This is a genomic window from Leisingera sp. S232 (genome assembly GCF_049800895.1).
In the GTDB taxonomy this organism is placed as follows: domain Bacteria; phylum Pseudomonadota; class Alphaproteobacteria; order Rhodobacterales; family Rhodobacteraceae; genus Leisingera.
The window spans coordinates 24,166-46,960 of record NZ_JBNAFX010000004.1 but is presented as its reverse complement, the minus strand read 5'-3'; the positions used below and the strand labels follow the sequence as shown (position 1 = coordinate 46,960).

Here is a 22,795-nt window from a genome sequence, read left to right as displayed (position 1 = left end):
CGCCCGTCCGCCGTGATACGCGGGGAACATGAGCCGTATTCCCTCCAAGGCCGAAATCCTCGACTGGATCTCCGCCAACCCGACCCATACCTCCAAACGCGACATTGCCAAGGCTTTTGGCATCAAGGGCGCCGACCGCATCGACCTCAAGCGTATCCTCAAGGAGCTGGAGGCGGAGGGCCATTTGACGAAGCGCAAGAAAACCTATCGCGACCCGGACCAGCTGCCGCCGGTGACTGTGCTGGAGGTGAAGGCGCCGAACGGTGATGGAGACCTGTATGGTCGGCCGCTGGAATGGCATGGCGAGGGTGTAGAACCCATCATCATGATCCTGCCCAAGGCCTCGGATCCGGCCCTGGGCCAGGGCGACAAGCTGCTGGTCAAGCTGCAACTGGTAAAGGACGAGGACCACAATTACGAGGCCCGCCTGATCCGCCGCATCGGCAGCAACCCGAAACGGGTGCTGGGCATCTTCCGGGCCGGTTCCGAAGGCGGGCGAATTGTGCCGATCGACAAGGCCGCTTCAAGCGAATGGATGGTTGCCCCGGATGCCGTGAACAACGCCAAAGACGGTGAGCTGGTCGAAGCGGAACAAGCCGGGCCGAAAGGCCGCATGGGCCTGCCGCGTGCCCGCATCGTGGAACGGCTGGGCGACCCGACCGCGCCCAAGGCCGTGTCGCTGATTGCCATTCACCAGCATGGCATTCCCGATCACTTTCCCGATCCGGTAATGGCTGAGGCGGATGCCGCCAAACCGATGGGCCTGAAAGGCCGCGAAGACCTGCGCGAACTGCCGCTGGTCACCATCGATCCGGCGGATGCGCGCGACCATGACGACGCCTGCTATGCCCATGCTGACGACGATCCCAAGAATCCGGGCGGTCATGTGATCTGGGTGGCGATTGCCGATGTCGCGGCCTATGTGCGCCCCGGCTCGGCGCTGGACCGCGAGGCCAGAAAACGCGGCAACTCGAGCTATTTCCCGGACCGGGTGGTGCCGATGCTGCCGGACCGGCTGTCGGGCGATCTGTGCTCCCTGCACGAAGGTGTGCCGCGTGCCTGTATTGCAGTGCGGATGCAAGTGGACGCCGAGGGCAACAAAATTGGCCACACGTTCGTGCGCGGGCTGATGCGCTCCGCCGCATCGCTGCATTACGCCGAAGTGCAAGAGGCGCAGGACGGCACTGCTAACGAGAAGACCGCGCCGTTCCTCGACGAAGTGATCAAGCCGCTTTATGCTGCATATGCGGCTCTAACCAAGGCAAAATCTGCGCGCGAACCGTTGAATCTGGACCTGCCGGAGCGCAAGATCGTGCTGGATGAGGACGGAAATGTGACATCGGTCGCCTTCCGCGACCGGCTGGATGCCCACAAACTGATCGAGGAGTTCATGATCCTCGCCAATGTTGCGGCAGCTGAAACGCTGATCAAGAAGCGCTCGCCGTTGTTGTTCCGGGTGCATGAGGAACCGGCGCAGGAAAAGCTGGAAGCGCTGCGGGAAACCGCCCAGGCCGCTGGGCTCAGCCTGGCCAAGGGGCAAGTACTGCAGACGCGGCATCTGAACTCATTGCTGAACCAGGCGGCCGGAACAGATGATGCGGAACTCATCAACATCTCCACCCTGCGGTCGATGCAGCAAGCCTATTACAACCCCGAGAACTTTGGCCATTTCGGCCTGGCGCTGCGCAACTACGCCCATTTCACCTCACCGATCCGCCGTTACGCGGATCTGATCGTGCACCGGTCGCTGGTGTCTTCGCACGGCTGGGGCGATGACGGGCTGGACGCGGCGCAGATTGAGCGGCTGGAAGACACCGCCACCCATATTTCCGACACCGAGCGGCGCTCCATGATTGCTGAACGGGACACAACCGACCGGTATCTTGCCTCCTTCCTGAGCGAGCGGGTGGGCAACGAGTTTGAAGGTCGGATCAGCGGCATTGCCCGCTTTGGCGCCTTTGTGAAACTGGATGAAACCGGGGCGGATGGTCTGGTGCCCGTTCGCTCAATCGGGCGGGAGTTCTTCCATTTTGATGCACAGGCCGGGACATTGATGGGCGCAGACACCGGAATGACGCTGGCCATTGGCCAGCGGGTAACTGTGCGGCTGGTGCAGGCAGCACCGGTCACTGGTGGGCTGGAGCTGGAACTGCTTTCCATCGAAGATCAGGAACTGCCCGCCGGCGGCGGCGGAGGCCGCAAGGGTGGGCGGCGCAGCCCAGCAGGACGCACAGCTAAACGCAAAGCAGCCAAGTCCAAACACAAGGCCGCTAAAGTAAAACGCAAAGTGGAACGCAAGCGGCGGAATTGATCGTCTGCCCCGCCCCGGGCAGACCAACATTCTGTCACACTAGGCATCCAGCGGCGGGCGCTTTTTGTATATCAGCGCCCGTTTAACCAGCCAGCCGTGTCGCAAAGGCTCCACCTGCCGGGGATCGTCGAACAGTACCGCGCGAGTTCCCTCTAACCGGTCCCAGGCTGGAAAAACCTTGGCAAACTCCGGGATCAGTTGGCTTTGGCAATGCACAAAAAGCGCAAAACGCGCAGCTTTTGGCACTCCCAGCCGGATCGTTGAACCGATCTTGGTGTCAGGCGTGATGTAGGATGGCTGCCCCCAGCGCAGCACTTCCTCCACTCGCCCGGCCTCTGGAGTTTCGGCAACGGTATCAAGTATCAGCCGTCGCAGCCGGAGCAGCCCCTCTTGCGCGAGCGGATCAGAAACCGCAAAAGCGGTCTCAATCTCTGGTCCGGCAAAATCAGGTTTCATGGCAAGGGCACGGTTTCGAACACCCGGCTCAGATATGCGCATAGTATCTTGTCATCGCGCAAGCGTTTACTGACCGCAGAGGCCTTTGACGTTTGCAGCATCGAGACCAGGAACGGCGCGATGCTCAGATCCGCAGAAGAGATTCTGTCTCCCAAAAGAAAGGGATTTGCAGAGGCAAGCTCGGCGATAGGCTGCAAATCCTTTTCCAGCCGATGCATCCGTTCCGTCTCAGTAAATCGCGCAAGGCCTTGCCACTGCAACCCGGCCTGGATTTCTGTCCTGACCGGCGAGCTGACCTCTTCGCGCACAGCCTCCGGGACCGCTTCAAAGATTTCATCCCGCACTTCCGGCCAGACTGCATCATCATTCCAACGCATCTGCAACAAGTGCAAACCCAAGTGGTTTTCTGCCAACCGCACCCAGGCGCGGGCATGAGCACGCGCCGCTGAATTTAATCCCTGGTCAAAATCCGCCCCTTCCCCTTCCAGCCAGTCTCGAATGCCCTCGCTGTCTGCGATTTTGCCCAAAGGTGTTTCCAGAACCGGCAATTTCTGGTGTGGCATTGATGTCGGATCCAACATGTCGCTGCGGCGCCAGGGCTGACCAGACAGCACCAGCATCATCGCAGATTTGATGCAGAAGGGACTGATGCTGAACAGCCCGAAGCCTGCGGGGAAAGTAAGGAGAGAAAGCATTTTTGAAATCCCGTTGATTGCATTTACTGGTTCTTTCTCTAAACTCGCCTAATGACAAAAAGCGTCATCAGCGCATAAGATGATCAGCCATGTCCCGGACCCACCGTCTTTTTCAATTAATGCAGGCCCTGAGACTAGGGCCCGGCCCACATACGGCTGCGCGGCTGGGTAATGAACTCGGCGTGTCGGCCCGCAGTATCCACCGTGATATCGCCACCCTGCGCGAGATGGGGGCGGTTATTGATGGCGAAGCGGGCTATGGCTTTACCCTGATCGAGGACAATGCCCTGCCGCCGATGGGGTTTCGCGATACAGAGCTGGAAGCCCTGGTGCTGGGCCTGCGAGAGGTTGAGCAGATTGGAGACCCGGAGTTGGCCACAGCCGCCTCTGAAGCCTTGCGCAAACTTCAGGCCAGACTGCCGCCCCGGCAAGCACACCGTCTGCGCCATGCAGTTCTGGCACCATACCGTTTTGACCGGCCAATCCCGCCCGCGATTTCTTCGCAGGACTTGCGGCAAGCCGCCTGGACAGAAGTCGAAGTGCGTTTTGGATACACCGATGGCCATGGTGCTGTGACAGAAAGGCAAGTGAAGCCGCTGAGCGTGGTCTATTTCGACCGTTCCACAGTTCTGATTGCCTGGTGCGGCCTGCGCGAAGCGGTGCGGGTGTTCCGGCTGGACCGCATGTGCGACCTGGAGGTGACGGACCAAAGTTTCCGCCCGCACCGCGTACCAATGCTGCGGGACGCTCTGGACCAACTTCGGCAGAAACACCATTGAGAACGCGGCCAAGGACCCCGGCAGGCGGCCCCCCGCACATGAAATGACTGGCCTCTTTACCCGGGCTTAGCCGCCGTTAGACTGGTGTTGAGCAGTGAACAACGAGGGGCATCATGCGTAGATGGGTAGCGTTTTCGATGGTGATGGCAGGCAGTGCAATGGCAGCGGAGGCTGCGGCAGCCAATTCCTTGGCCGCTTCAGAGCACCCGGGCACCATCAATGAGGAGGGGCAAAATGACAGCTTTCAGCTGGCTTCAGCCACATCCTTGAGACCGGCCGCCAAGCCTGTTGCGCTTCAAGCGAGAGCTGTGGAACAGGCCGCGGCCGAAAGGGACTTCAAAGGGTGGATCACGGACTTCAAAGGCCGCGCCATGACGCAGGGGATCAGCCCGCCGGTGCTGGACAAGGCCTTTGACGGCGTGGTCTACGATCCCGAAGTGATCCGTCGGGACCGCAATCAGTCGGAGTTCACCAAGACAATCTGGGATTATCTGGACAGTGCGGCCTCGGCCCTGCGGGTGAAGAACGGCAAGGCAGCATTGCGTCAGCAACAGGCGCGGCTGGCGCAGATCGAGGCGCAGTTCGGCGTCGAGAAAGAGATTGTCGTGGCGATCTGGGGGCTGGAGAGCAGCTATGGCGCCTTCCGCGGCAAGATGAATGTGATCCGCTCGCTTGCGACGCTCGCCTTTGACAGCCGCCGTGGTGCTTTTTTCGAAGGGCAGCTGCTGGCGGCGCTGAAGATCCTGCAGGCCGGAGACGTCCCCGCCCGCGAGATGACCGGAAGCTGGGCCGGTGCGATGGGACATACCCAGTTCATCCCGACATCCTATCTCGACTACGCCGTTGATTTTACAGGCGACGGCAAACGGGACATCTGGTCGGACGATCCTGCCGATGCACTGGCCTCGACCGCAGCCTACTTGAAGCAGTTCGGCTGGGTGACCGGCCAGCCATGGGGAGTCGAAGTGGTCTTGCCCAAGCATTTTGACTACACACTGGCCGACCGGGAAATCGAGAAGCCGCCAGCTGACTGGGCCGCCTTGGGCATAAGAGGGCTCGACGGCCATGCGGTGCAGGACCACGGGCCCGCTTCCATTCTGCTGCCGGCTGGCAGTGAGGGCGCGGCTTTCATGATCTTCCGGAATTTTGCTGTGCTGGAGCGTTACAACACGGCGGATGCCTATGTGATCGGCGTCGGGCATCTGGCCGATCGGATCAAAGGCGGCGCACCGATCAAGTCCGGCTGGCCACGCAGCGACCGCGCATTGTCTTTGGCCGAACGGGAAGAGATGCAGACGCGGCTGACCCGGGCGGGTTTTGACACCGAAGGCATTGACGGCAAGATCGGGCCTAAAACCATCGGTGCTGTACGGGCCTATCAGGTTGCAAATGGACTGACACCAGACGGCTATGCCTCGCCGCGGCTGCTGGAAAGGCTGCGGTAGATAGGCCGGGCAAACCCATCTTGGCCTGCGGCCCATTCCTCCCCGGGATGCTTCCGCAGCAGGAAATACAAAAGGCCCCGCTTTTGGCGAGGCCTTTTGTTTGTGATTTGCCTTGGATCAGGTCGGCGACATGCCACGCAACCGTTCGGAACGGCGGCGCAGCATTTCGACCGTGGCAAGAAGCATGATGGAGATCGCCACAAGAATGGTCGCCACCGCCAGAATGGTCGGTGAAATCTGCTCGCGCAGACCGGTGAACATCTGCCAGGGCAGGGTTTTCTGGCCGGCTGAGCCGACAAACAGAACCACCACGACCTCGTCAAATGAGGTGATGAAGGCAAACAGTCCGCCGGAAATCACGCCGGGCAGGATCAGCGGCATCTGCACCCGGAAGAAAGTGGTAACCGGGCCTGCGCCCATGTTGGCCGCGGCACGGGTCAGCGAATTGTCGAAACCCACAAGCGTTGCAGTCACCGTAATGATCACAAACGGAATACCAAGGACAGCATGCGCCAAAACCACTTTGACATAGCCGACAAAGGACTTGGGCAGGCCCAAAGAGCCTTCCAGCCAGTTGCCGATGTCTGAATAGAAGAAGAACATGCCCGTTGCCGAGATGATCAACGGCACGATCATCGGTGAAATCAGGACCGCCATGATCGCGCGGCGGAACGGCACATGGCTTTGGCTGAGGCCGATGGCCGCCAAAGTCCCCAGGCTGACCGAAATGACCGTGGCAATCGGTGCGATGATCAGCGAGTTCTTAAAGGAACGCTGCCATTCATTGTTGTTGAAGAAATCCTGATAGTGCTTCAGCGAATACCCGGCGGGATCCAGCCGCAGCATTTCCGGCGTGAAGGTGAAGAAGTCCTGCGCATTAAAGCTGAGCGGCATCACCACAAGGATCGGCGTGATCAGGAAAACAAAGATCGCGCCGCAGATCACGCGAAAGCCATAGTGCCACAGCACCTGTTTGGGCGTCAGATACGGCAGCAGCCGGGCGCGGTAGCGACCTTCGTACAGCCAGTAGATGAACCAGTGATAGAACCAGCCCGCCAATGCGCCAACGATCATCAGTGCAATCCCGCCAAGCAGGAAGCCGACAACAGCCATGCTGGCGATGGTGATCCACTTGGCCAGCGCTTCGTTCTTCAGAACGAAGATATAGAAGGCTGCCAAACCTGTGATGATCGCCGCCCCAAGGACAACGCCCAGAAGGCCAGAGCCGTTGGCCGTGCCGAGGAAGAGGCCGAAAAAACCGCCAGCCGCTGCCGTCACGGGCAGTACCATCGACATGGGTTTGCGGGAGATAGGTGTCAGTGCCGCCATGATGCTTAACCCAGTTTCACGTTGTCGATGCCCACGATTTTGTCATAGGCCCAGTAGAGGATCAGAACCACCGCCAGCAGGATGGCGCCAAGCGCCGCAGCGAGCCCCCAGTTCAGAGAGCTGGAGATGTGGTAGGCGATCCGGTTGGAAATGAAGACACCCTTGGTGCCGCCGACGATTTCCGGCGTGATGTAGTAGCCGATCGCCAGAATGAAGACGAGGATCGAGCCGGCGCCGATACCCGGAACTGACAGCGGGAAATAAATCCGCCAGAACGCGGTCCAATCGGTGGCGCCCATGGATTTTGCGGCACGCACATAGGTCGGCTTGATTGTCTGCATCACCGAATACATCGGCAGGATCATGAATGGCAGCAGGATGTGGGTCATCGCCACGATAGTGCCGAACTGGTTGTTGATCATGACCAGTCGGGCGTCATCGGCAACCAGGCCAACCCAGACCAGAACTTCGTTGATGACACCTTGTTGCTGCAGCATGACTTTCCAGGCGGAAGTCCGCACCAGAAGAGAGGTCCAGAAAGGCAGCAGCACAAGGATCATCAGCACGTTTGCAGTGCGGGCAGGCAGGTTGGCCAGTATCCAGGCAACCGGGTAACCCAGAACGATGCAGGAGGCCGTGATGACAAGCGACATGATCAACGTACGCTGGAACAAAGTAACCAAAATCTGCTTGTCTTCGGGCTGTGCCTGCGCGCCTTCGGGCGTGCGCCGCATGTCAATGGCATTCAAGAAGTAACCATTGGTGATGCGGACAGAATGGGTCTTTAGCACCTTCCAGGTTTCAACGTCGCCCCAGTCCTTGTTGATGCCGATCAGCGTATCCTTGAACGGAGCGTCGGCGGCCGGATCAAGCTTCTTGATCTTGCGGCCGGACTTGCGGAACAGCGATGACATGCCTGTCTGTTCATAGTTCAGCCTGGTGCCCAGCCTTGTGTGCCGCTTGACCGCAATCGCTGCCACCATATCGGTCACAAAGGCGGCATATACAGGTTCATCCGGAAGCTCACCGCTTTCAGCATCCCAGCTTTCCAGCGCCACAACCGTCAACGGCAGCGTGTCTGCAACAAGGTCGTTGGCCACGGAACGGGACAACATAGTGCCAATCGGGATGATGAAGGACACCAATACAAAGATCAGCAGTGGCGCGATCAGGGCAAGCGCACGCAGTTTCTGGATGCGGAGGGCCCGGGCGAGGCTTTTCTTGAGCGGCGTGCCGTCCGCTGCAAGAACTGGCCCGCCGGTGGCGGCAGTATCGGTCATGTCTTCCCCGTTGGTCTTGTTGTTCCGGTCAAACGATCAGTCATTTACCGGTGGAAAGGGCCAGCAGGCCCTTTCCAATCTTCAGATCAGCCGATTACTTCGCCAGCCAAGCCTGGAACTTGGTTTCGATGTCATCACGGTAGTCTGCCCAGAACTCATAGTTGAAGAGGAAGGTATTCTGAGCGTTGTTCGGATCAGTCGGCATATGCGGTGCCATGTCGATACCCAGTTCCGCGTGCTGGCCAACCAGCGGTGCAGAGGACGCTCGGGCCGGACCATAGGAGATATATTTGGCCTGGTCTGCCAGACGCTGGGTGTCGGTGGCGAACATGATGTAGTCAAGCGCACGAGCCTGACGCTCCGGGCTCAGGCCTGCTGGGATGATCCAGCCGTCCAGATCGAACACCTGCGCGTCCCACAGCATGGCAACCGGCTGTTTCTGCTCTTCGATCACCGAGAACAGACGGCCGTTGTAGGTCGAGCCCATCACAACTTCGCCGTCAGCCAGAAGCTGCGGCGTATCAGCGCCTGCAGACCACCAGATCACGTCGTCCTTGATGGTGTCGAGCTTCGCCAGTGCGCGGTCCTGGCCTTCAGAGGTTTCCAGAACGTCATAGACGTCTTCTTTGGCAACGCCATCGCAGATCAGAGCCCATTCCATGTTGTTGATGGAACGCTTCTCAAGCGAGCGTTTGCCCGGATAGGCTTCGGTGTCGAAGATCGCGCAAACCGAGGTCGGAGCATTGTCGCCCACCATGTCAGTGCGGTAGCCGAAAGTGGTCGAATAAACGATCTGCGGAATGAAGCATTCCGAGACCAACAATTCACCGAAATCTTCGGACGCCGAGGTGCCATCGGGCGCCGCGGCCAGTTGCGTATCCGCGTCGATCTCCAGCGCCAGGCCTTCGTCGCACAGGCGCATGGCGTCCGCCGCCACAACGTCCACCACGTCCCAGGTCACGTTGCCCGCTTCGTTCATGGCACGCAGTTTGGCTACGGCCTCAGCAGAGCTGTCGTCATTGAGGATGGTCACGCCGGTGTTTGCCGAATAAGGCTCATGATAGGCTTTCAGCTGGGACTTGGAGTAGGCGCCACCCCAGGACACGATGGTCATTTCATTTGCCATGTCCTCTGCAAACGCCATCGGCGCGCACAGCGCTGTGGTTGCAGCCAGGGCAGTCAGTTTGGTGAGTTTCATGAACACTCTCTCCTTGTTGAATCGATAGTTATTGCAGTGCCCTCCGATCATTGGTCCGCCGGAGGTTCAGCGCGCGCCGGAACTTAAGCGTCCAGCGCGCGGCAATCTTCAGGCAGCCAGCCGATTTCGATCTGCTGGCCGGGCTGCAGCCGGATCTGGTCCGGTGCATTCCGGGTCTTGATGACGAATTCATCATTGCCCGCGACCCGAAGCCGGGTACGGAAGATGTCACCCATATAGATGAACTCCAGCACTTCGGCCTTCAATGTGTGCACGCCTTCCTGCAGGCGTTCCTTGTTGTATTCCACGCGTTCCGGACGGATGGAAACACGGGTGCGCTCGCCGGGCTTGCTGACATTCACCGGCTTGCAGTCGATCAGCTCACCACCATCCAGCTGAACCAACGCAATACCGTTGTTAATTTCCTTGACAGTGCCTTCAAGCGTGTTGTTTTCACCGATGAACTGAGCAACGAAGCTGTTTTCCGGGCTTTCATACAGCTGATCCGGCGGCGCAATCTGCTGGATGCGGCCGTCGTCGAAGACGGCAACACGGTCCGACATCGTCAGCGCTTCGGTCTGATCATGTGTCACATAGACCACGGTGATGCCCAGACGGTGCGCCAGGTGGGTGATTTCGAACTGCATCTTTTCGCGCAGCTGCTTGTCCAGCGCGCCCAGCGGCTCGTCCATCAGAACCAGCTCGGGTTCGAACACCAGCGCACGGGCCAAAGCGATCCGCTGTTGCTGACCGCCCGAAAGCTGGGCCGGGCGGCGGCCGCCAAAGGCGCCCATTTCCACCATATCCAGCGCCCGCTTCACCTTTTCCTCACGCTGGGATTTGCCCATCTTGCGGACTTCCAGCGGGAAAGAGAGGTTTTCCGCAATCGTCATATGCGGGAACAATGCGTAATTCTGGAACACCATGCCGATCCCGCGCTTATGCGGCGGAATGTTGTTGATCGACGTCCCGTCCAGGCGGATATCGCCGTGGGTCGCGGTTTCAAAGCCGGCAAGCATCATCAGGCAGGTGGTTTTTCCAGAACCAGATGGGCCAAGCATTGTCAGGAATTCACCTTTGGGCATGGTGAGGTTGAGATCTTTGACAACGAGATTTTCGCCATCATAGCTCTTTTGGACACGTTCGAATTCAACGAACGCGTCAACGTTTGACACATCAGCCAAAGCAGGCTCCCCGTAGTTTTGTCTAGGCGGCAGATTTGCTCTGCACTTGTTTAAAGTTAATCACAGCAACGCTATCAGGCGCTAGATATGAAAAAAATATTCTTTCCACCGAGAGAGTACGAAATTCTTACTTTCGCGTCCGACACAGGCGGATATGAATATTCTTTAGCAACTGTAGTCACGATTATGCAGGCCAGACCGGACTTTTTGCGACGCAGCTTGCGTATTTTGCGCCGCTTTAACTGAAGAAACACCTCAAAAACGACTATTCCCACCTCAGATCCGAACAAAAAGGCCCGGCAAATACATGCCAGGCCTGGTCGAGTCGTCGGAAAACACGCCGCATCTGCGGCATTGGGTAAAATGTTCAGGCGCTGTGCAGCAGATCCTGCGTTTTCAGTTCTGCATAGCACTCATCCAGCGACTTCACGGCACGCTCAATCAGCACGTCAATCTGCTCAGGCGTGATCACCAGCGGCGGAGAGATGATCATGCGGTCGCCGACGTGGCGCATGATCAGATTATTCGCAAAGCAGCGTTCACGGCAAATGTAGCCGACATGTCCCGCTTCCGACGCAAAGACCGCGCGGGTCGCTTTGTTGGGGGTCAGTGCAATGGACCCCATCATGCCCACGATCTTGGCCTCGCCCACCAGCGGGTGATCAGCCAGCGCTTCCCATTTCTCTTTCAGATAAGGCGCGGCCACATCACGCACATGGCCCGGGATGTTCTCCTCTTCCATGATGCGCAGGTTCTCCAGCGCCACAGCGCAAGCCACCGGATGGCCCGAGTATGTGTAGCCGTGGTTGAATTCGTCGCTCGCGATCACCGAGGCAACCTCGTCGCTGACGATTGAACCACCGATGGGTGCGTACCCGGAGCTGAGCCCCTTGGCGATGGTCATGATATCCGGGCGAATGTTCAGGGTTTCGCTGCCAAACCAGTTGCCAGTGCGCCCGAATCCGCAAATCACCTCATCTGCGATCAGAAGGATTTCGTACTTGTCGCAAATGCGCTGGATTTCCGGCCAGTAGCTGTCCGGTGCGACAATCACACCGCCTGCGCCCTGCACCGGCTCGGCAATGAAAGCCGCGACGCGGTCTTCGCCCAATTCCAGGATCGCCTCTTCCAATTCACGCGCACGCTGCAGGCCAAATTCCTCTGGCGGCATGTCACCGCCCTCAGCCCACCAATTGGGTTGATTAATGTGGTGAATATCCGGGATCGGCATGCCGCCTTGGGCGTGCATGCCGCTCATACCGCCCAGGGATCCGCTGCCAACAGAAGAACCGTGATAGGCATTCTTGCGGCTGATGATGACGGATTTCGACGGTTTGCCTTTCAGCGCCCAGTAATGGCGCACCATGCGGATGTTGGTATCGTTCGCCTCGGATCCGGAGCCCGCAAAGAACACATTGTTCAGATCGCCTGGTGCCAGTTCGGCAATCTTGGCAGCCAGCGCAATGACAGGCACGTGGGTGGTCTGGAAAAACGTATTGTAATAGGGCAGCTCACGCATCTGGCGGGCGGCAACCTCGGCCAGCTCGTCGCGGCCATAGCCGATGTTGACGCACCAAAGGCCCGCCATCGCATCCAGGATCTGGTGCCCCTCGCTGTCGGTCAGATGCACGCCGTCAGCACGGGTGATGATGCGCGCGCCTTTCTGCGACAGCTCGCCGTTGGCGGTAAAGGGATGCATGTGATGGGCGGCGTCCAGCGCCTGAAGCTCAGCCGTCGGCATGTGGTTGGTGATAACGGTCATGGGACACGCTCCTGAGAATAACTGACTGACGCCAGAATATGATCAAATTATCAGGAGTCAATCGAATCAGTTCGCGTCCCTAACTCCTTCAACCACGTGCTCCATGCCCTGACAGACGTCCCGCTCCATCGCCAATGCCGCCATTTCCGGGTCCTTCTTCCGAAGCGCATCCAGGATGTCCTTGTGACGGTCCGGAAAGCTTTGGGTTCCGAGGCGTCCGCTAACCACGCGCAATGACGGTCCAAAACGCAGCCACAGCCGGTCGGCAATGTCACTGAGAATAGGCGCGCCGGCATGGGAATAGAGCACCGTGTGGAAGCTGTAATTTTGCACCAGATATCCCGCCACGTCGCCGGTCGCGATGGCTTTGTCGAGCGCACTATCGATGGAGGCCAGCTCCTCAATACCAGCGACCCCAATCTGAGATGTCGCCCGGCGTGCCAGCTCACACTCTATTGTTTGTCTGGCAAAGATCAGTTCTTCCAAGTCTTGCGGTCCCAGCAGAGGGACTGACACCCGCCTATTGCCTTGGAAAATCAGCGCCCCATCCGAAATCAGCCGCCGGATTGCCTCACGCACTGGTGTCATTCCGGCGCCCAGCGTCTCCACCAGCCCCTGAATAGTGACCGCCTGTCCGGGTACCAGTTCGCCAAATAGAATCTGCGCCCTAAGTTTCTGATAAACGATCTCATGCGCGGGCAGTTTGGCCGGGCTTTCCTGCCCCGCTGCGGGCGGTGAAGTGGTCTCGGTCACCTGGGATTTTCCTCCTCGATTTTGGGCAGCTTGCACCAGTTTTGAGCAAGTGAAAACATAAAGAGTATTGCCCGACAGAGCAAAACTTGATCAAATCCCACCACAGCCGGACTTCGAAACCGGCACGCACAGGGAGAAATTCATGACACTTAAGACGATGACCATGACCGCCGTCGTTGCACTGGGCACGGCCGCAGCCGCATCTGCTGAGGAAGTGCGCGTTTACAACTGGTCCGACTATATCGACGAAGGCCTGCTGGAAAAGTTCGAAAAGGAAACCGGCATCGACCTGATCTATGATGTCTTCGACAGCAACGAGGTTCTTGAAACCAAGATGCTGGCAGGCGGATCCGGCTATGATGTGGTGGTGCCATCCGGCTCTTTCATGGCGCGCCAAATTCAGGCCGGCGCCTTCCAAAAACTAGATCCTTCAAAATTGCCAAATGCCGGCAATATGTGGGACGCGGTCAAGGAGCGCACCGCCCTGTATGACCCCGGCAACGAATACTCCATCAACTATATGTGGGGTACGACCGGCATCGGCGTGAACGTCGCCAAGGTCAAGGAAGCCCTGGGCGATGATGCCCCGATCGACTCGCTGGAACTGCTCTTTAACCCGGCCAATATGGAAAAACTGGCAAGCTGCGGCGTGCATTTCCTGGACGCCCCGGATGAAATGATCCCGGCCGCACTGAAATACATCGGCGAAGATCCCAACAGCATGGACGCGGATGTGGTTGCCAAAGCGGAACCGGTTCTGATGGCCGTGCGCCCCCACATCACCAAGTTCCACAGCTCCGAATACATCAACGCACTGGCCAATGGTGACATCTGTGTGGCCTTTGGCTGGTCCGGCGACATCCTGCAGGCTCGTGACCGCGCCGCGGAAGCGGAAAATGGGGTTGAGATCGAGTACAACGCACCCAAGGAGGGTGCTTTGATGTGGTTCGATCAGATGACAATTCCGGTCGATGCTCCGAATCCGGAAGGCGCCCACAAGTTCCTGAACTTCATCATGGACGCCCAGAACATGGCGGCTGCGTCCAACTATGTCTACTACGCCAATGGAAACCAGGCGTCCCAGGAGTTTCTGGAAGAAGATGTGATCGGTGATCCCGCGATCTATCCGAGCGAAGAAACCGTCAAGAACCTGTACATCAAAGAAAGCTATCCGGCGAAAGTACAGCGTAAGGCCACCCGCATGTGGACCAAGGTAAAATCCGGCACTTGATCTGCCGCATATGACCTGCGGGGCGTCATTGATGCCCCGCATACCCTGACGCGCCTGGAGAATACCACGCGCGGCCCTCCGAGACATTCGCGCGACGCATCGCAGAAGAGGCCCGGCTTGAATACTTCCGCTTTCGAACCCTGGAACGATCCAGAGGCAAAGCCTTTGATCCACTTCCAGAACGTCACCAAACGCTATGGCGATTTCACCGCCATCGACGATCTGACCATCGGCATTTACGAAAAAGAATTCTACGCCCTGCTGGGGCCGTCTGGCTGCGGCAAGACCACGCTGATGCGGATGCTGGCGGGCTTTGAAACCCCGTCCGAAGGCACCATTCACCTGGCCGGCCAGGATATCGCCCCGGTGCCGCCGAACAAGCGCGCGGTGAACATGATGTTCCAGTCCTACGCGCTGTTCCCGCATCTGTCAGTCTGGGAAAACATCGCCTTTGGCCTGAAGCGCGAAAAGATGCCCAAGCACGACATCAACGACCGCGTCGAAGAGATGCTGCGGCTGACCCGGCTGGAGCAATTCGCCCGTCGCAAACCGCATCAGATCTCCGGCGGTCAGCGCCAACGGGTTGCGCTGGCACGCTCGCTGGCAAAACATCCAAAGCTGCTGCTGCTGGATGAACCGCTCGGTGCGCTTGACAAGAAGCTGCGCCAGGAAACTCAGTTTGAGCTGATGGACATTCAGGAAAAGACCGGCACCACCTTTGTGATCGTGACCCATGACCAGGAAGAGGCGATGACAGTGGCGTCCCGCGTGGCGGTTATGGATCACGGCAAGATCATACAGGTGGCCACACCGGACCGGATCTATGAAACTCCGAACTCTGTCTATGTGGCTGACTTCATTGGCGATGTGAACCTCATCGAAGGCACTGCCAAACCCAACGGCAGCGACAGCTATGCGATGTCCTGGCACGAAGGTCATGAGCCGCTCGCGGTGCAGTCGCCCAACGGGTTTTCCGACGGGCAAAAGTGCCAACTGGCGATCCGGCCTGAGAAAGTCTCGATCAGCGCCGTCAAGCCTGAGACCGCGGACAATGCCGTTCAGGGTAAAATCCTCGACATCGCTTATCTTGGCAATATCTCCACCTATCATGTGGAGCTGCCGACTGGCGCGGTGATCAAGGCACAGGCTGCGAACACCCGCCGCATCGCCCGCCGCGCGTTCACCTGGGAAGACACTGTCTGGCTGTCCTGGACCGCCACGGCAGGCGTTCTGCTGGCAGACTGATGCGCCGGTATTTCCTGATTGCCATCCCGTACGTGTGGCTTTTGGCACTGTTCCTGGTGCCCTTTGTCATCGTCCTGAAAATCTCGCTGTCGGATGCGGCCATTGCCCGCCCGCCCTATTTTCCCCAATTCGACTGGGCCGAAGGCATCCGCGCCTTCTTTTCTGAGCTGGACTTCGAAAACTTCATCTTCCTGACCGAAGACGACCTCTATTGGAAAGCTTACCTGAGCTCGCTGAAAATCGCGCTCATCTCGACGTTCCTGACGCTGCTGGTGGGCTATCCGATGGCCTATGGTATGGCCCGAACCCCCGAAGAGTGGCGCCCTACCCTGATGATGCTGGTGATCCTGCCGTTCTGGACCTCTTTCCTGATCCGCGTCTATGCATGGATGGGAATCCTGTCGAACGAAGGTTTCCTCAATCAGTTTCTGTTGTGGACCGGGATCATTTCCGAACCGCTGACCATCCTCAACACCAACTCTGCAGTCTATATCGGCATCGTCTACACCTATCTGCCCTTCATGATCCTGCCGGTCTATTCGGCATTGGAGCGGTTGGACGGATCGCTGATCGAAGCTGCCGAAGACCTGGGCTGCTCGCGGCTTTCTGCCTTCTGGCTGGTGACCATTCCGCTGTCCAAAAACGGCATTATCGCCGGCAGCTTCCTGGTTTTCATTCCGGTGCTGGGTGAGTTTGTGATCCCCTCGCTGCTCGGCGGCTCCAACACACTGATGATCGGTAAGGTTCTGTGGGAGGAGTTCTTCTCCAACCGCGACTGGCCGGTGGCATCTGCGGTGGCGGTGGTTCTGCTGCTGCTTTTGGTGATCCCGATCGTGCTGTTCCAGCGCAACCAGCAGAAACAGCAGGAGGCAGAGCAATGAAACGTTTGAGCTGGTTCAACGCGGTATCGCTGACCCTGGGCTTTGCCTTCCTCTACATCCCGATGGTGATCCTGGTGATCTTCAGCTTCAACGAAAGCAAGCTGGTCACTGTCTGGGCCGGGTTCTCGACCAAGTGGTATGGCGAGCTGATGCAGAACGAGGCATTCCTGAATGCCGCCTGGGTCACGATCAAGGTCGCCGTGTTCTCCTCTACTATCGCGACAGTGCTGGGCACCATCGCAGCCTATGTGCTGGTGCGGGGCGGGCGGTTCATGGGGCGAACACTGTTTTCAGGCATGATCTATGCACCGCTGGTGATGCCAGAGGTGATCACCGGCCTGTCGCTTCTTTTGCTGTTTATCGGCATCGGGCTGGACCGCGGCGTCTTTACCATCGTTTTGGCCCACACAACATTTGCCATGTGTTATGTCTCAGTCGTGGTGTCCTCTCGCCTGGTGACCTTCGACCGGTCGCTGGAGGAAGCCGCGCTGGATCTGGGCTGCTCGGCATCCGAAGCGTTCCGGCTGGTCACCCTGCCGATCATTGCACCTGCAGTGATTTCCGGCTGGCTTCTGGCCTTCACCCTGTCGTTGGACGATCTGGTGATTGCTTCCTTCACCTCAGGTCCGTCGGCCACCACCCTGCCGATCAAGATCTTCTCGGCCGTGCGCCTGGGCGTCAGCCCTGAAATCAACGCGCTGTCGACGATCATGATTGCCATTGTCACTGTCGGTGTCATCACCGCTTCGCTGGTGACCAAACATCAGGTGGCAAAGCAGAAGCGCGAGGAGATGGAAGCGGTGCGCAACTGATGCGCCGGATCTTCTCTGACTACGCCTATGGCCCCAGACCGCGCAGCAACTGCTGGTGGGATGAGACCATTGCAGCACCGGACTGGCCGGTGCTGCACGGCGAAGCTGAGGCCGATGTCGCCATTATTGGCGGCGGTTTCACCGGGATGTCAGCCGCCCTGCATCTGGCAGAGTCTGGGGTCTCGGTTGCACTGCTTGAAGCGGAGACAGCAGGCTGGGGCGCCTCGGGTCGCAATGGCGGTTTCTGTTGCCTTGGCGGCTCAAAGCTCTCAGCCAGCAGCATGCGCCGCTTCTTTGGAAAAGCTGCCGCTGACACTTATGGCGCCAGTGAAGAGGCAGCAGTGCATCTGGTGCGGGACCTGCTGAACACCCACGGAATTGATGCCGACACCCATTCACAGGGTGAAACCCAGCTGGCCCACAGCGCAAAAGCGGCAGCCCATCTTTCGGCTGAAGCCGAAGCGATGCGGCAGCAGGGGGAAGAACCCGATTTCCTGACCCGTGATCAGCTAAAGGACAAGGGGCTGAATGGTAGCTTTCATGCTGCGCTGACAACGCCGTTAGGCTTTGCCCTGAACCCACGCAAATACCTGCTCGGCCTGGCCGCCGCCGCGCAGAAGGCCGGAGCAAGGCTGTTTCAGCGCAGCGCCGCCCTGGCCGTTAGGCAGGTCGGCGACAGGCATCAAATAGAGACGAACAACGGAGTGTTGCGGGCGTCCAAAGTGATCATCGCCACCAATGGCTATTCTTCCGAGAACCTGCCAGACTGGCTTGCCGGGCGGTATATGCCGACGCAGTCCACGGTTATGGTTACCCGCCCCCTGTCAGAGCAAGAGTTGCAGGCGCAGGGCTGGTTCTCGCACCAGATGGCTTATGACACCCGCAATCTGCTGCACTATTTCCGCCTGATGCCGGACAAGCGGTTCCTGTTCGGAATGCGCGGCGGGTTGTTCGCCTCACCACAGGCCGAGGCTGGCATCCGGCGCAAGCTGCGGCGGGATTTTGACGCGATGTTCCCAGCCTGGAAATCTGTGGAAACCACCCACTGCTGGTCCGGCATGGTCTGCTTGTCACGCAATCTGGTACCTTTTATCGGCCCGGTGCCAGGCCACCCCGGCATGTTCGCTGGTCTTTGCTATCACGGCAACGGTGTGGCAATGGGCAGCTATTCCGGTCGGCTGCTTAGTGATCTTGTACAAGGGCGAACGCCAGAGCTCCCATACTCTCCGGTAGTGCAGAAAATGGCGCGTTTCCCCTTTGGCCGGGGCCGGCGGGTTCTGATGCCGCCAGCCTATGCGTTTCTTGGCCTGACCGACTGAAGCGCCGTACATTCCAGCTCATAGGCCCGCCAGTCTTTCTCATCACCCCGTTCAGCACGCCACAGACAATATGCTGCCATGCGCCAGTGGAACCAGGGTTGCAGCGCCAGCGCACGCCCGGCAATGCGCGGATCAGGGTAAGCTTTCAAAAAACTGTCTTCTTCCGCCTTCGACAGTGGTGTTCCCCGGTACATCAGTTGCATCGCCGGAGACAGGAACAGCGACAGATCCTCTGCCGGATCGCCAATTTGCGGACATTGCCAGTCGATCAATGTCAGAGTGCCGTCATGCGCCAATAGATTACCCGGCACAGGGTCGCCATGGATGAGCTGTAACTGCCGTACTGGCGGAATCCGCCCCAGCGGACGTAGTGCAGTCAATACTTCCCGATCCTTGCAGGACTTCAGAATGCCCATGGTCTGCATCTCCAACGCAATACTGCCATTCACGCCGGTCGGCAGCCCCGGCGGCGGTGAGACGTCATGCAATCGCCCCAGCAGCCGCGCCACATGTCCGGTGTTTTCCTGCCAGGGCTGACCGTTGACATGAGCGTAGCTTAACCATCTCCAACCTTCGAAAACCCCGGTCTGCACCAACGGCGGCACCATACCGGTTCCCGACAGGGCCGTCAGAACCGCGCTTTCCCGGGCCGGGTCATTGGCAAACAACGGGTTGGAGCCATCCGCAGCGTAGAGTTTGATTACCAGCCCGCCTGCACGCCAGACATGATTGGACCGCCCTCCGGTTAACCGCCGAGGGGCCGGCACATGCAAACCCATTGCGGACAAATGTGCAAAGAAACGGGCTTCAAACTGATCAGACGGCAGTTGCAGGGCGGCCTCCGGTGTTAGTCCGCCCTGCTCTTAAACAGTTTTTCCGCTTGCGCCTACAACAGGATTAGCCCTTTGGGTCGCGCAGCGCGCTGACAGAGGACGCCAGAACCACTGAACCGCCTTCAGAAACCAGCCCCACTTCGCTGCCTTGCATCTGGGTTTCGTTCACCTTGAAGTAAATCTCGGCGTATTCTTCAAGCAGCAGATCGTCGCCCTCGTGGCTTTCGACCGAGAAGATGTATTCACCTGTTTCCAAAGGAGTCCCATCACTATCCAGGCCATCCCATTCATACAGGTCGGCAGACACTGGCAGGTCAATTTTCTGAACTTCTGTTCCGTTGGAATCCCTGACAACCAGCGTCACGGAATCAGCGGCTGCAGCCGGGTTTGGTGCAATGGTGATCGGGTTGGTACCGTCAAAATACCCAGGAGCGACAGCGCGGGCTTCCATGCCCACCCAACCGGACAGAGCAGTCATGCTGGCCGCCATGGTGGACAGACCAAGCTGAGATTGCAGTTCTTCCAACAAGGTGTTGGTATGTGTTTGCTGTTCAACCATTGAGAATTGCGCCAGCTGCGCTGCATATTCAGTCGAATCCATCGGCTGAAGCGGATCCTGATTGGTCGCCTGTGCTGTGAGCATTTTTACGAATGTCTCGAAGTCCGACGTCAGCCCAGACGTTTTCTGCGAAGCTGCTGGCGGGAGATTGGATTGCGCGGCGGAGCTGGCCGCCGAACTTACTGCTGTTGTCATTTATTCAGACCCTCATATCTACGCCGGCGCTTCCAAGCCGGAGATTTTGTGTTGCTTGCGTGCCAGCAGTCTCGTCCCCAGACTGAGAGCCAACCACACCGGCAGATTGTCCGGTTCCGTCATCTGCATTTTCGTCGGCATTGTCACCGCCGGATTGCCCCCCGCTAAACTCGAACGAGATATCCTCATACCCCATGCGGCGGAACTCCTCCGCCAGTTCATGGATATGCCGACGCATCAGATCACTGGTTTCAGGACGCTCTGCCTGAATGATCATTGTGATGCCCGTTTCGCTGGTCACCACGCGCATCTTGACCTGCCCCAGTTCCTGCGGGTTCAGGCTAACTTCCACCTTTTGCTCGCCCTTGGCTGCAAAAGCTTCGGCAATCTGCGACGCGATCATCCGTGGCAATTCCGGCCGGTGCGCCGCTTGCGTCCCGATAGAGGCTTCCGCCAATAGCTGGCTCAACCCCGGTGCTTCTCCTGTCAGGCCAAGTGACAGGGTGTGCGGGCCAGTTTCGGCAAGAGCCTCGCCGCTTGCCAGCATAGGCTGGAAAATTGTTGCAGCCTGCTGCGCAGCCTGAGACGGAAGCGCGGTTTGAACAACCTGCCCGCCAGCTCCGGCTGGTTTAGATTTCTTCTCGACAAGGGCTTCAGCCGCCGCATCCTCCGAAACCTCTACACCGGCAGCTCCAAGCTCTGCCCTATGAGATTTTTCCTGATTTGCAGAGTGGCCAGCCGCCAGCGACTGCACTGCAGCGAGGACGCTGGAAGAAGCTGTACGGGCCACGCCGTCCGGCTGCCGGGCAGCGATTTGCTCAACTGCGCGTTCATTCGGAGCAGCGGACATTGTATTGGTGCTGCCTGCCCCCTCTGTTTTGAAAGACTTGGGTTCTCTCGAGCTCCCTGCTTCTGCAACTTGCGCTTTGGGGGCTGCTGCCGATTGCCCTGCTGCCACTAAGCCTTCACCGCTCCCTCTGGAGGGTTTCGTTGTTTCAGTGGCTCCGTTCTCTGCAGCCTCGGGGCTTGGCAAAACACGCGACTCGCTTACCCCAATGTTCTTGGGCTTCGTTTGACTGCCTTCGTTCACTCGACCCTCAGCATGGCTTGCCGCGTTACCAGCTGCCAAAACCTGTTTCACTCCTTCACCGGGAAGGCCTTCGCGGGGAGACACGCCTTTTTCCGGCAGATTGCCAAGGTCTGAACCCGGTTCCTGCATTCCCCTGACAGGCTGTGCATCAAACCGGGAAACTTTCTCGTTCTTGACGGAGCCGACTGATTCTTTGTTTCGCGCGGCCTCATTCACATCAGCACTACCGGCCAATTGCGCAGCGAGACTATCTGCGGTTTCCTCTGCGACGACCTGAGCCTGCTCAGGAATTTCCAACGCTGTGTCTGAAGTGGTTTCAGACACAGCAACTTCCACCACTTGGACAGCTTCCTCCGTTACGTTCTCGTTCAGGCCTGAAGGTTGTGCAGGATGTTCTGAAACCTCATCTTCCGCATTTTCGGCAACAGATTCGCTCGCAGTTTCCGACTCTTCACCGGCAGGCGTGCTTCGTTCAGTCTCTGCAGCCATGAAATCCGAAAATTCATTGGATTCACTGGTTTTTTTCTGACTTCCCACTGGAGAAGACAGGACTTTCCCAGCCGCGGCGGGCTCAACACCAAGGATCGAATTCATCATCATGTTCTGTTCCAGACATTCTATCTCGACAGGAACAGCACTAACGCAAAGCGGTTACGGTAATTTTAACCGGTTCTAGCGCAGTCTCAGAAAATTCGATGGAATTCGAGAGACAACCGGAGAACCGGACATGCCAGAAATATTACCTGCCCCGCCCCAGGCATTGCCTGCAACCACGCCCGTACGGCCTGCTGACAAAGACCCCTTGAGGGAAGCCGCGATCGAACTGGAAGCCTCATTTCTTGCGGAAATGCTGAAGTCTGCAGGTCTGGGAGAATCCAGCGAAGCCTTTGGAGGCGGCGCAGGCGAAGAACAGTTCTCCAGCTTTTTGATCCGCGAACAAGCCAACCAGATTGCCCGCTCCGGCGGCATTGGCCTGGCCGAATCACTTTATCATGCTTTGAAGGAGACCCAAGGTGAGTAACACAGCCCCCCAGCAGCTCATCGATGAGCTGGACCAGATCCTCGATCAGGAACGAACTGCCCTGGTGGCAGGCAATCTTGAAAAGATGGAGAACCTACTGGCTAGGAAAGAGAAGATCATCGGGCAGCTGAACTCGATATCCGAATTGGAGCGCCAGCCACTGGAATTGGTCCAGACCAAGCTGACCCGGAATCAAGACCTTCTGGACAGCGCCATGCAAGGAATTCGCTCGGTCGCAACCCGGATGGCCGAATTGCGGCGTATCCGCAAAGGCCTGGACGTCTACGACCAATCCGGGCGCAGAACCCGCTATGGCACCCGCAACGGAGCCAAGCTGGAAAAACGGGCGTGATCGCAATTTGGGGAAAATTCTAAAAAACCAAATTCTGCCATTAGCACTCCCTTAGCAACTACTGC

Annotated in this window: 21 protein-coding genes; 10 read left to right on the top strand and 11 right to left on the bottom strand. The window is 58.4% G+C overall.

Translation table 11 applies throughout. The features are described 5' to 3' along the window. Nucleotides 1–28 precede the first annotated feature (28 nt). A complete protein-coding gene (gene rnr / locus ACP151_RS04430; RefSeq protein WP_424977654.1) occupies nucleotides 29–2,311 on the top strand; it encodes a ribonuclease R in 2,283 nt (760 codons plus the stop codon). Between the two features lie 39 nt (nucleotides 2,312–2,350). Here rnr and ACP151_RS04425 read toward each other — a convergent pair whose 3' ends face one another. Together ACP151_RS04425 and ACP151_RS04420 are read right to left on the bottom strand one after the other, a co-directional pair. Further along, complete coding sequence (locus tag ACP151_RS04425; protein ID WP_424977653.1) at nucleotides 2,351–2,767, bottom strand: DUF1801 domain-containing protein; 417 nt, start codon at nucleotides 2,765–2,767, stop codon at nucleotides 2,351–2,353. After that, nucleotides 2,764–3,462, bottom strand: a complete 699-nt coding sequence (locus ACP151_RS04420; protein WP_424977652.1) for a glutathione S-transferase family protein — start codon at nucleotides 3,460–3,462, stop codon at nucleotides 2,764–2,766. The genes ACP151_RS04425 and ACP151_RS04420 overlap by 4 nt, the downstream gene beginning before the upstream one ends. Nucleotides 3,463–3,551: 89 nt before the next feature. On the opposite strand from ACP151_RS04420, the gene ACP151_RS04415 reads away from it, so the two are divergent. Both ACP151_RS04415 and ACP151_RS04410 read left to right on the top strand, forming a co-directional pair. Further along, nucleotides 3,552–4,241, top strand: a complete 690-nt coding sequence (locus ACP151_RS04415) for a helix-turn-helix transcriptional regulator (protein WP_424977651.1) — start codon at nucleotides 3,552–3,554, stop codon at nucleotides 4,239–4,241. A gap of 113 nt (nucleotides 4,242–4,354) precedes the next feature. After that, nucleotides 4,355–5,686: a lytic murein transglycosylase gene (locus tag ACP151_RS04410; RefSeq protein ID WP_424977650.1), complete on the top strand. Its 1,332-nt coding sequence runs from the start codon at nucleotides 4,355–4,357 to the stop codon at nucleotides 5,684–5,686. Nucleotides 5,687–5,803: 117 nt separating this feature from the next. Here ACP151_RS04410 and ACP151_RS04405 read toward each other — a convergent pair whose 3' ends face one another. The 6 genes from ACP151_RS04405 to ACP151_RS04380 all read right to left on the bottom strand — a co-directional run bounded on the left by ACP151_RS04405 (nucleotide 5,804) and on the right by ACP151_RS04380 (nucleotide 13,192). Then, nucleotides 5,804–7,015 carry an ABC transporter permease gene (locus tag ACP151_RS04405; protein ID WP_424977649.1) on the bottom strand — a complete coding sequence of 404 codons (1,212 nt, stop codon included), beginning with the start codon at nucleotides 7,013–7,015 and terminating at the stop codon, nucleotides 5,804–5,806. A 5-nt stretch (nucleotides 7,016–7,020) separates the two neighbouring features. After that, on the bottom strand, nucleotides 7,021–8,295 hold the full coding sequence (locus ACP151_RS04400) for an ABC transporter permease (RefSeq protein WP_424977648.1): 1,275 nt from the start codon (nucleotides 8,293–8,295) through the stop codon (nucleotides 7,021–7,023). A 94-nt stretch (nucleotides 8,296–8,389) separates the two neighbouring features. After that, on the bottom strand, nucleotides 8,390–9,493 hold the full coding sequence (locus ACP151_RS04395; protein ID WP_424977647.1) for an extracellular solute-binding protein: 1,104 nt from the start codon (nucleotides 9,491–9,493) through the stop codon (nucleotides 8,390–8,392). Nucleotides 9,494–9,576: 83 nt separating this feature from the next. Further along, nucleotides 9,577–10,677, bottom strand: coding sequence for an ABC transporter ATP-binding protein (locus ACP151_RS04390; protein WP_424977646.1), 1,101 nt, complete (start codon nucleotides 10,675–10,677; stop codon nucleotides 9,577–9,579). A gap of 367 nt (nucleotides 10,678–11,044) precedes the next feature. After that, nucleotides 11,045–12,439, bottom strand: coding sequence for an aspartate aminotransferase family protein (locus tag ACP151_RS04385; RefSeq protein ID WP_424977645.1), 1,395 nt, complete (start codon nucleotides 12,437–12,439; stop codon nucleotides 11,045–11,047). A gap of 66 nt (nucleotides 12,440–12,505) precedes the next feature. Then, entirely contained in the window at nucleotides 12,506–13,192 is a 687-nt protein-coding gene (locus ACP151_RS04380; RefSeq protein WP_424977644.1) for a GntR family transcriptional regulator, read from the bottom strand. Nucleotides 13,193–13,334: 142 nt separating this feature from the next. On the opposite strand from ACP151_RS04380, the gene ACP151_RS04375 reads away from it, so the two are divergent. The 5 genes from ACP151_RS04375 (at nucleotide 13,335) to ACP151_RS04355 (ending at nucleotide 18,680) form a co-directional block, all read left to right on the top strand. Next, nucleotides 13,335–14,423, top strand: a complete 1,089-nt coding sequence (locus ACP151_RS04375) for a polyamine ABC transporter substrate-binding protein (RefSeq protein WP_424977643.1) — start codon at nucleotides 13,335–13,337, stop codon at nucleotides 14,421–14,423. A 117-nt stretch (nucleotides 14,424–14,540) separates the two neighbouring features. Beyond that, nucleotides 14,541–15,668, top strand: coding sequence for an ABC transporter ATP-binding protein (locus tag ACP151_RS04370; protein WP_424977642.1), 1,128 nt, complete (start codon nucleotides 14,541–14,543; stop codon nucleotides 15,666–15,668). After that, complete coding sequence (locus tag ACP151_RS04365; RefSeq protein ID WP_424977641.1) at nucleotides 15,668–16,549, top strand: ABC transporter permease subunit; 882 nt, start codon at nucleotides 15,668–15,670, stop codon at nucleotides 16,547–16,549. Before ACP151_RS04370 ends, ACP151_RS04365 begins: the two co-directional genes overlap by 1 nt. Further along, on the top strand, nucleotides 16,546–17,361 hold the full coding sequence (locus tag ACP151_RS04360; RefSeq protein WP_424977640.1) for an ABC transporter permease: 816 nt from the start codon (nucleotides 16,546–16,548) through the stop codon (nucleotides 17,359–17,361). The genes ACP151_RS04365 and ACP151_RS04360 overlap by 4 nt, the downstream gene beginning before the upstream one ends. Continuing rightward, on the top strand, nucleotides 17,361–18,680 hold the full coding sequence (locus ACP151_RS04355; RefSeq protein WP_424977639.1) for an FAD-dependent oxidoreductase: 1,320 nt from the start codon (nucleotides 17,361–17,363) through the stop codon (nucleotides 18,678–18,680). The genes ACP151_RS04360 and ACP151_RS04355 overlap by 1 nt, the downstream gene beginning before the upstream one ends. Here ACP151_RS04355 and ACP151_RS04350 read toward each other — a convergent pair. The 3 genes from ACP151_RS04350 to ACP151_RS04340 all read right to left on the bottom strand — a co-directional run bounded on the left by ACP151_RS04350 (nucleotide 18,653) and on the right by ACP151_RS04340 (nucleotide 21,957). Continuing rightward, a complete protein-coding gene (locus ACP151_RS04350; RefSeq protein ID WP_424977638.1) occupies nucleotides 18,653–19,459 on the bottom strand; it encodes a phosphotransferase in 807 nt (268 codons plus the stop codon). The two genes, ACP151_RS04355 and ACP151_RS04350, sit on opposite strands and share 28 nt — an antisense overlap. A gap of 118 nt (nucleotides 19,460–19,577) precedes the next feature. Beyond that, nucleotides 19,578–20,267: a flagellar hook capping FlgD N-terminal domain-containing protein gene (locus ACP151_RS04345; RefSeq protein ID WP_424977637.1), complete on the bottom strand. Its 690-nt coding sequence runs from the start codon at nucleotides 20,265–20,267 to the stop codon at nucleotides 19,578–19,580. A gap of 4 nt (nucleotides 20,268–20,271) precedes the next feature. Continuing rightward, nucleotides 20,272–21,957, bottom strand: a complete 1,686-nt coding sequence (locus tag ACP151_RS04340) for a flagellar hook-length control protein FliK (protein ID WP_424977636.1) — start codon at nucleotides 21,955–21,957, stop codon at nucleotides 20,272–20,274. Between the two features lie 127 nt (nucleotides 21,958–22,084). Between ACP151_RS04340 and ACP151_RS04335 the strand changes: the two genes are divergently transcribed. Next, nucleotides 22,085–22,378 carry a rod-binding protein gene (locus ACP151_RS04335; RefSeq protein WP_424977635.1) on the top strand — a complete coding sequence of 98 codons (294 nt, stop codon included), beginning with the start codon at nucleotides 22,085–22,087 and terminating at the stop codon, nucleotides 22,376–22,378. After that, entirely contained in the window at nucleotides 22,371–22,730 is a 360-nt protein-coding gene (locus ACP151_RS04330; protein ID WP_424977634.1) for a flagellar biosynthesis protein FlgN, read from the top strand. Before ACP151_RS04335 ends, ACP151_RS04330 begins: the two co-directional genes overlap by 8 nt. The last annotated feature ends 65 nt before the right edge of the window (nucleotides 22,731–22,795 follow it).

Coding starts and splice junctions, on each gene's coding strand:
- rnr (WP_424977654.1), top strand. CDS start 29: ATGAGCCGTATTCCCTCCAAGGCCGAAATCCTCGACTGGATCTCCGCC.
- ACP151_RS04425 (WP_424977653.1), bottom strand. CDS start 2,767: ATGAAACCTGATTTTGCCGGACCAGAGATTGAGACCGCTTTTGCGGTT.
- ACP151_RS04420 (WP_424977652.1), bottom strand. CDS start 3,462: ATGCTTTCTCTCCTTACTTTCCCCGCAGGCTTCGGGCTGTTCAGCATC.
- ACP151_RS04415 (WP_424977651.1), top strand. CDS start 3,552: ATGTCCCGGACCCACCGTCTTTTTCAATTAATGCAGGCCCTGAGACTA.
- ACP151_RS04410 (WP_424977650.1), top strand. CDS start 4,355: ATGCGTAGATGGGTAGCGTTTTCGATGGTGATGGCAGGCAGTGCAATG.
- ACP151_RS04405 (WP_424977649.1), bottom strand. CDS start 7,015: ATGGCGGCACTGACACCTATCTCCCGCAAACCCATGTCGATGGTACTG.
- ACP151_RS04400 (WP_424977648.1), bottom strand. CDS start 8,295: ATGACCGATACTGCCGCCACCGGCGGGCCAGTTCTTGCAGCGGACGGC.
- ACP151_RS04395 (WP_424977647.1), bottom strand. CDS start 9,493: ATGAAACTCACCAAACTGACTGCCCTGGCTGCAACCACAGCGCTGTGC.
- ACP151_RS04385 (WP_424977645.1), bottom strand. CDS start 12,439: ATGACCGTTATCACCAACCACATGCCGACGGCTGAGCTTCAGGCGCTG.
- ACP151_RS04375 (WP_424977643.1), top strand. CDS start 13,335: ATGACACTTAAGACGATGACCATGACCGCCGTCGTTGCACTGGGCACG.
- ACP151_RS04365 (WP_424977641.1), top strand. CDS start 15,668: ATGCGCCGGTATTTCCTGATTGCCATCCCGTACGTGTGGCTTTTGGCA.
- ACP151_RS04360 (WP_424977640.1), top strand. CDS start 16,546: ATGAAACGTTTGAGCTGGTTCAACGCGGTATCGCTGACCCTGGGCTTT.
- ACP151_RS04355 (WP_424977639.1), top strand. CDS start 17,361: ATGCGCCGGATCTTCTCTGACTACGCCTATGGCCCCAGACCGCGCAGC.
- ACP151_RS04350 (WP_424977638.1), bottom strand. CDS start 19,459: ATGGGTTTGCATGTGCCGGCCCCTCGGCGGTTAACCGGAGGGCGGTCC.
- ACP151_RS04345 (WP_424977637.1), bottom strand. CDS start 20,267: ATGACAACAGCAGTAAGTTCGGCGGCCAGCTCCGCCGCGCAATCCAAT.
- ACP151_RS04340 (WP_424977636.1), bottom strand. CDS start 21,957: ATGATGATGAATTCGATCCTTGGTGTTGAGCCCGCCGCGGCTGGGAAA.
- ACP151_RS04335 (WP_424977635.1), top strand. CDS start 22,085: ATGCCAGAAATATTACCTGCCCCGCCCCAGGCATTGCCTGCAACCACG.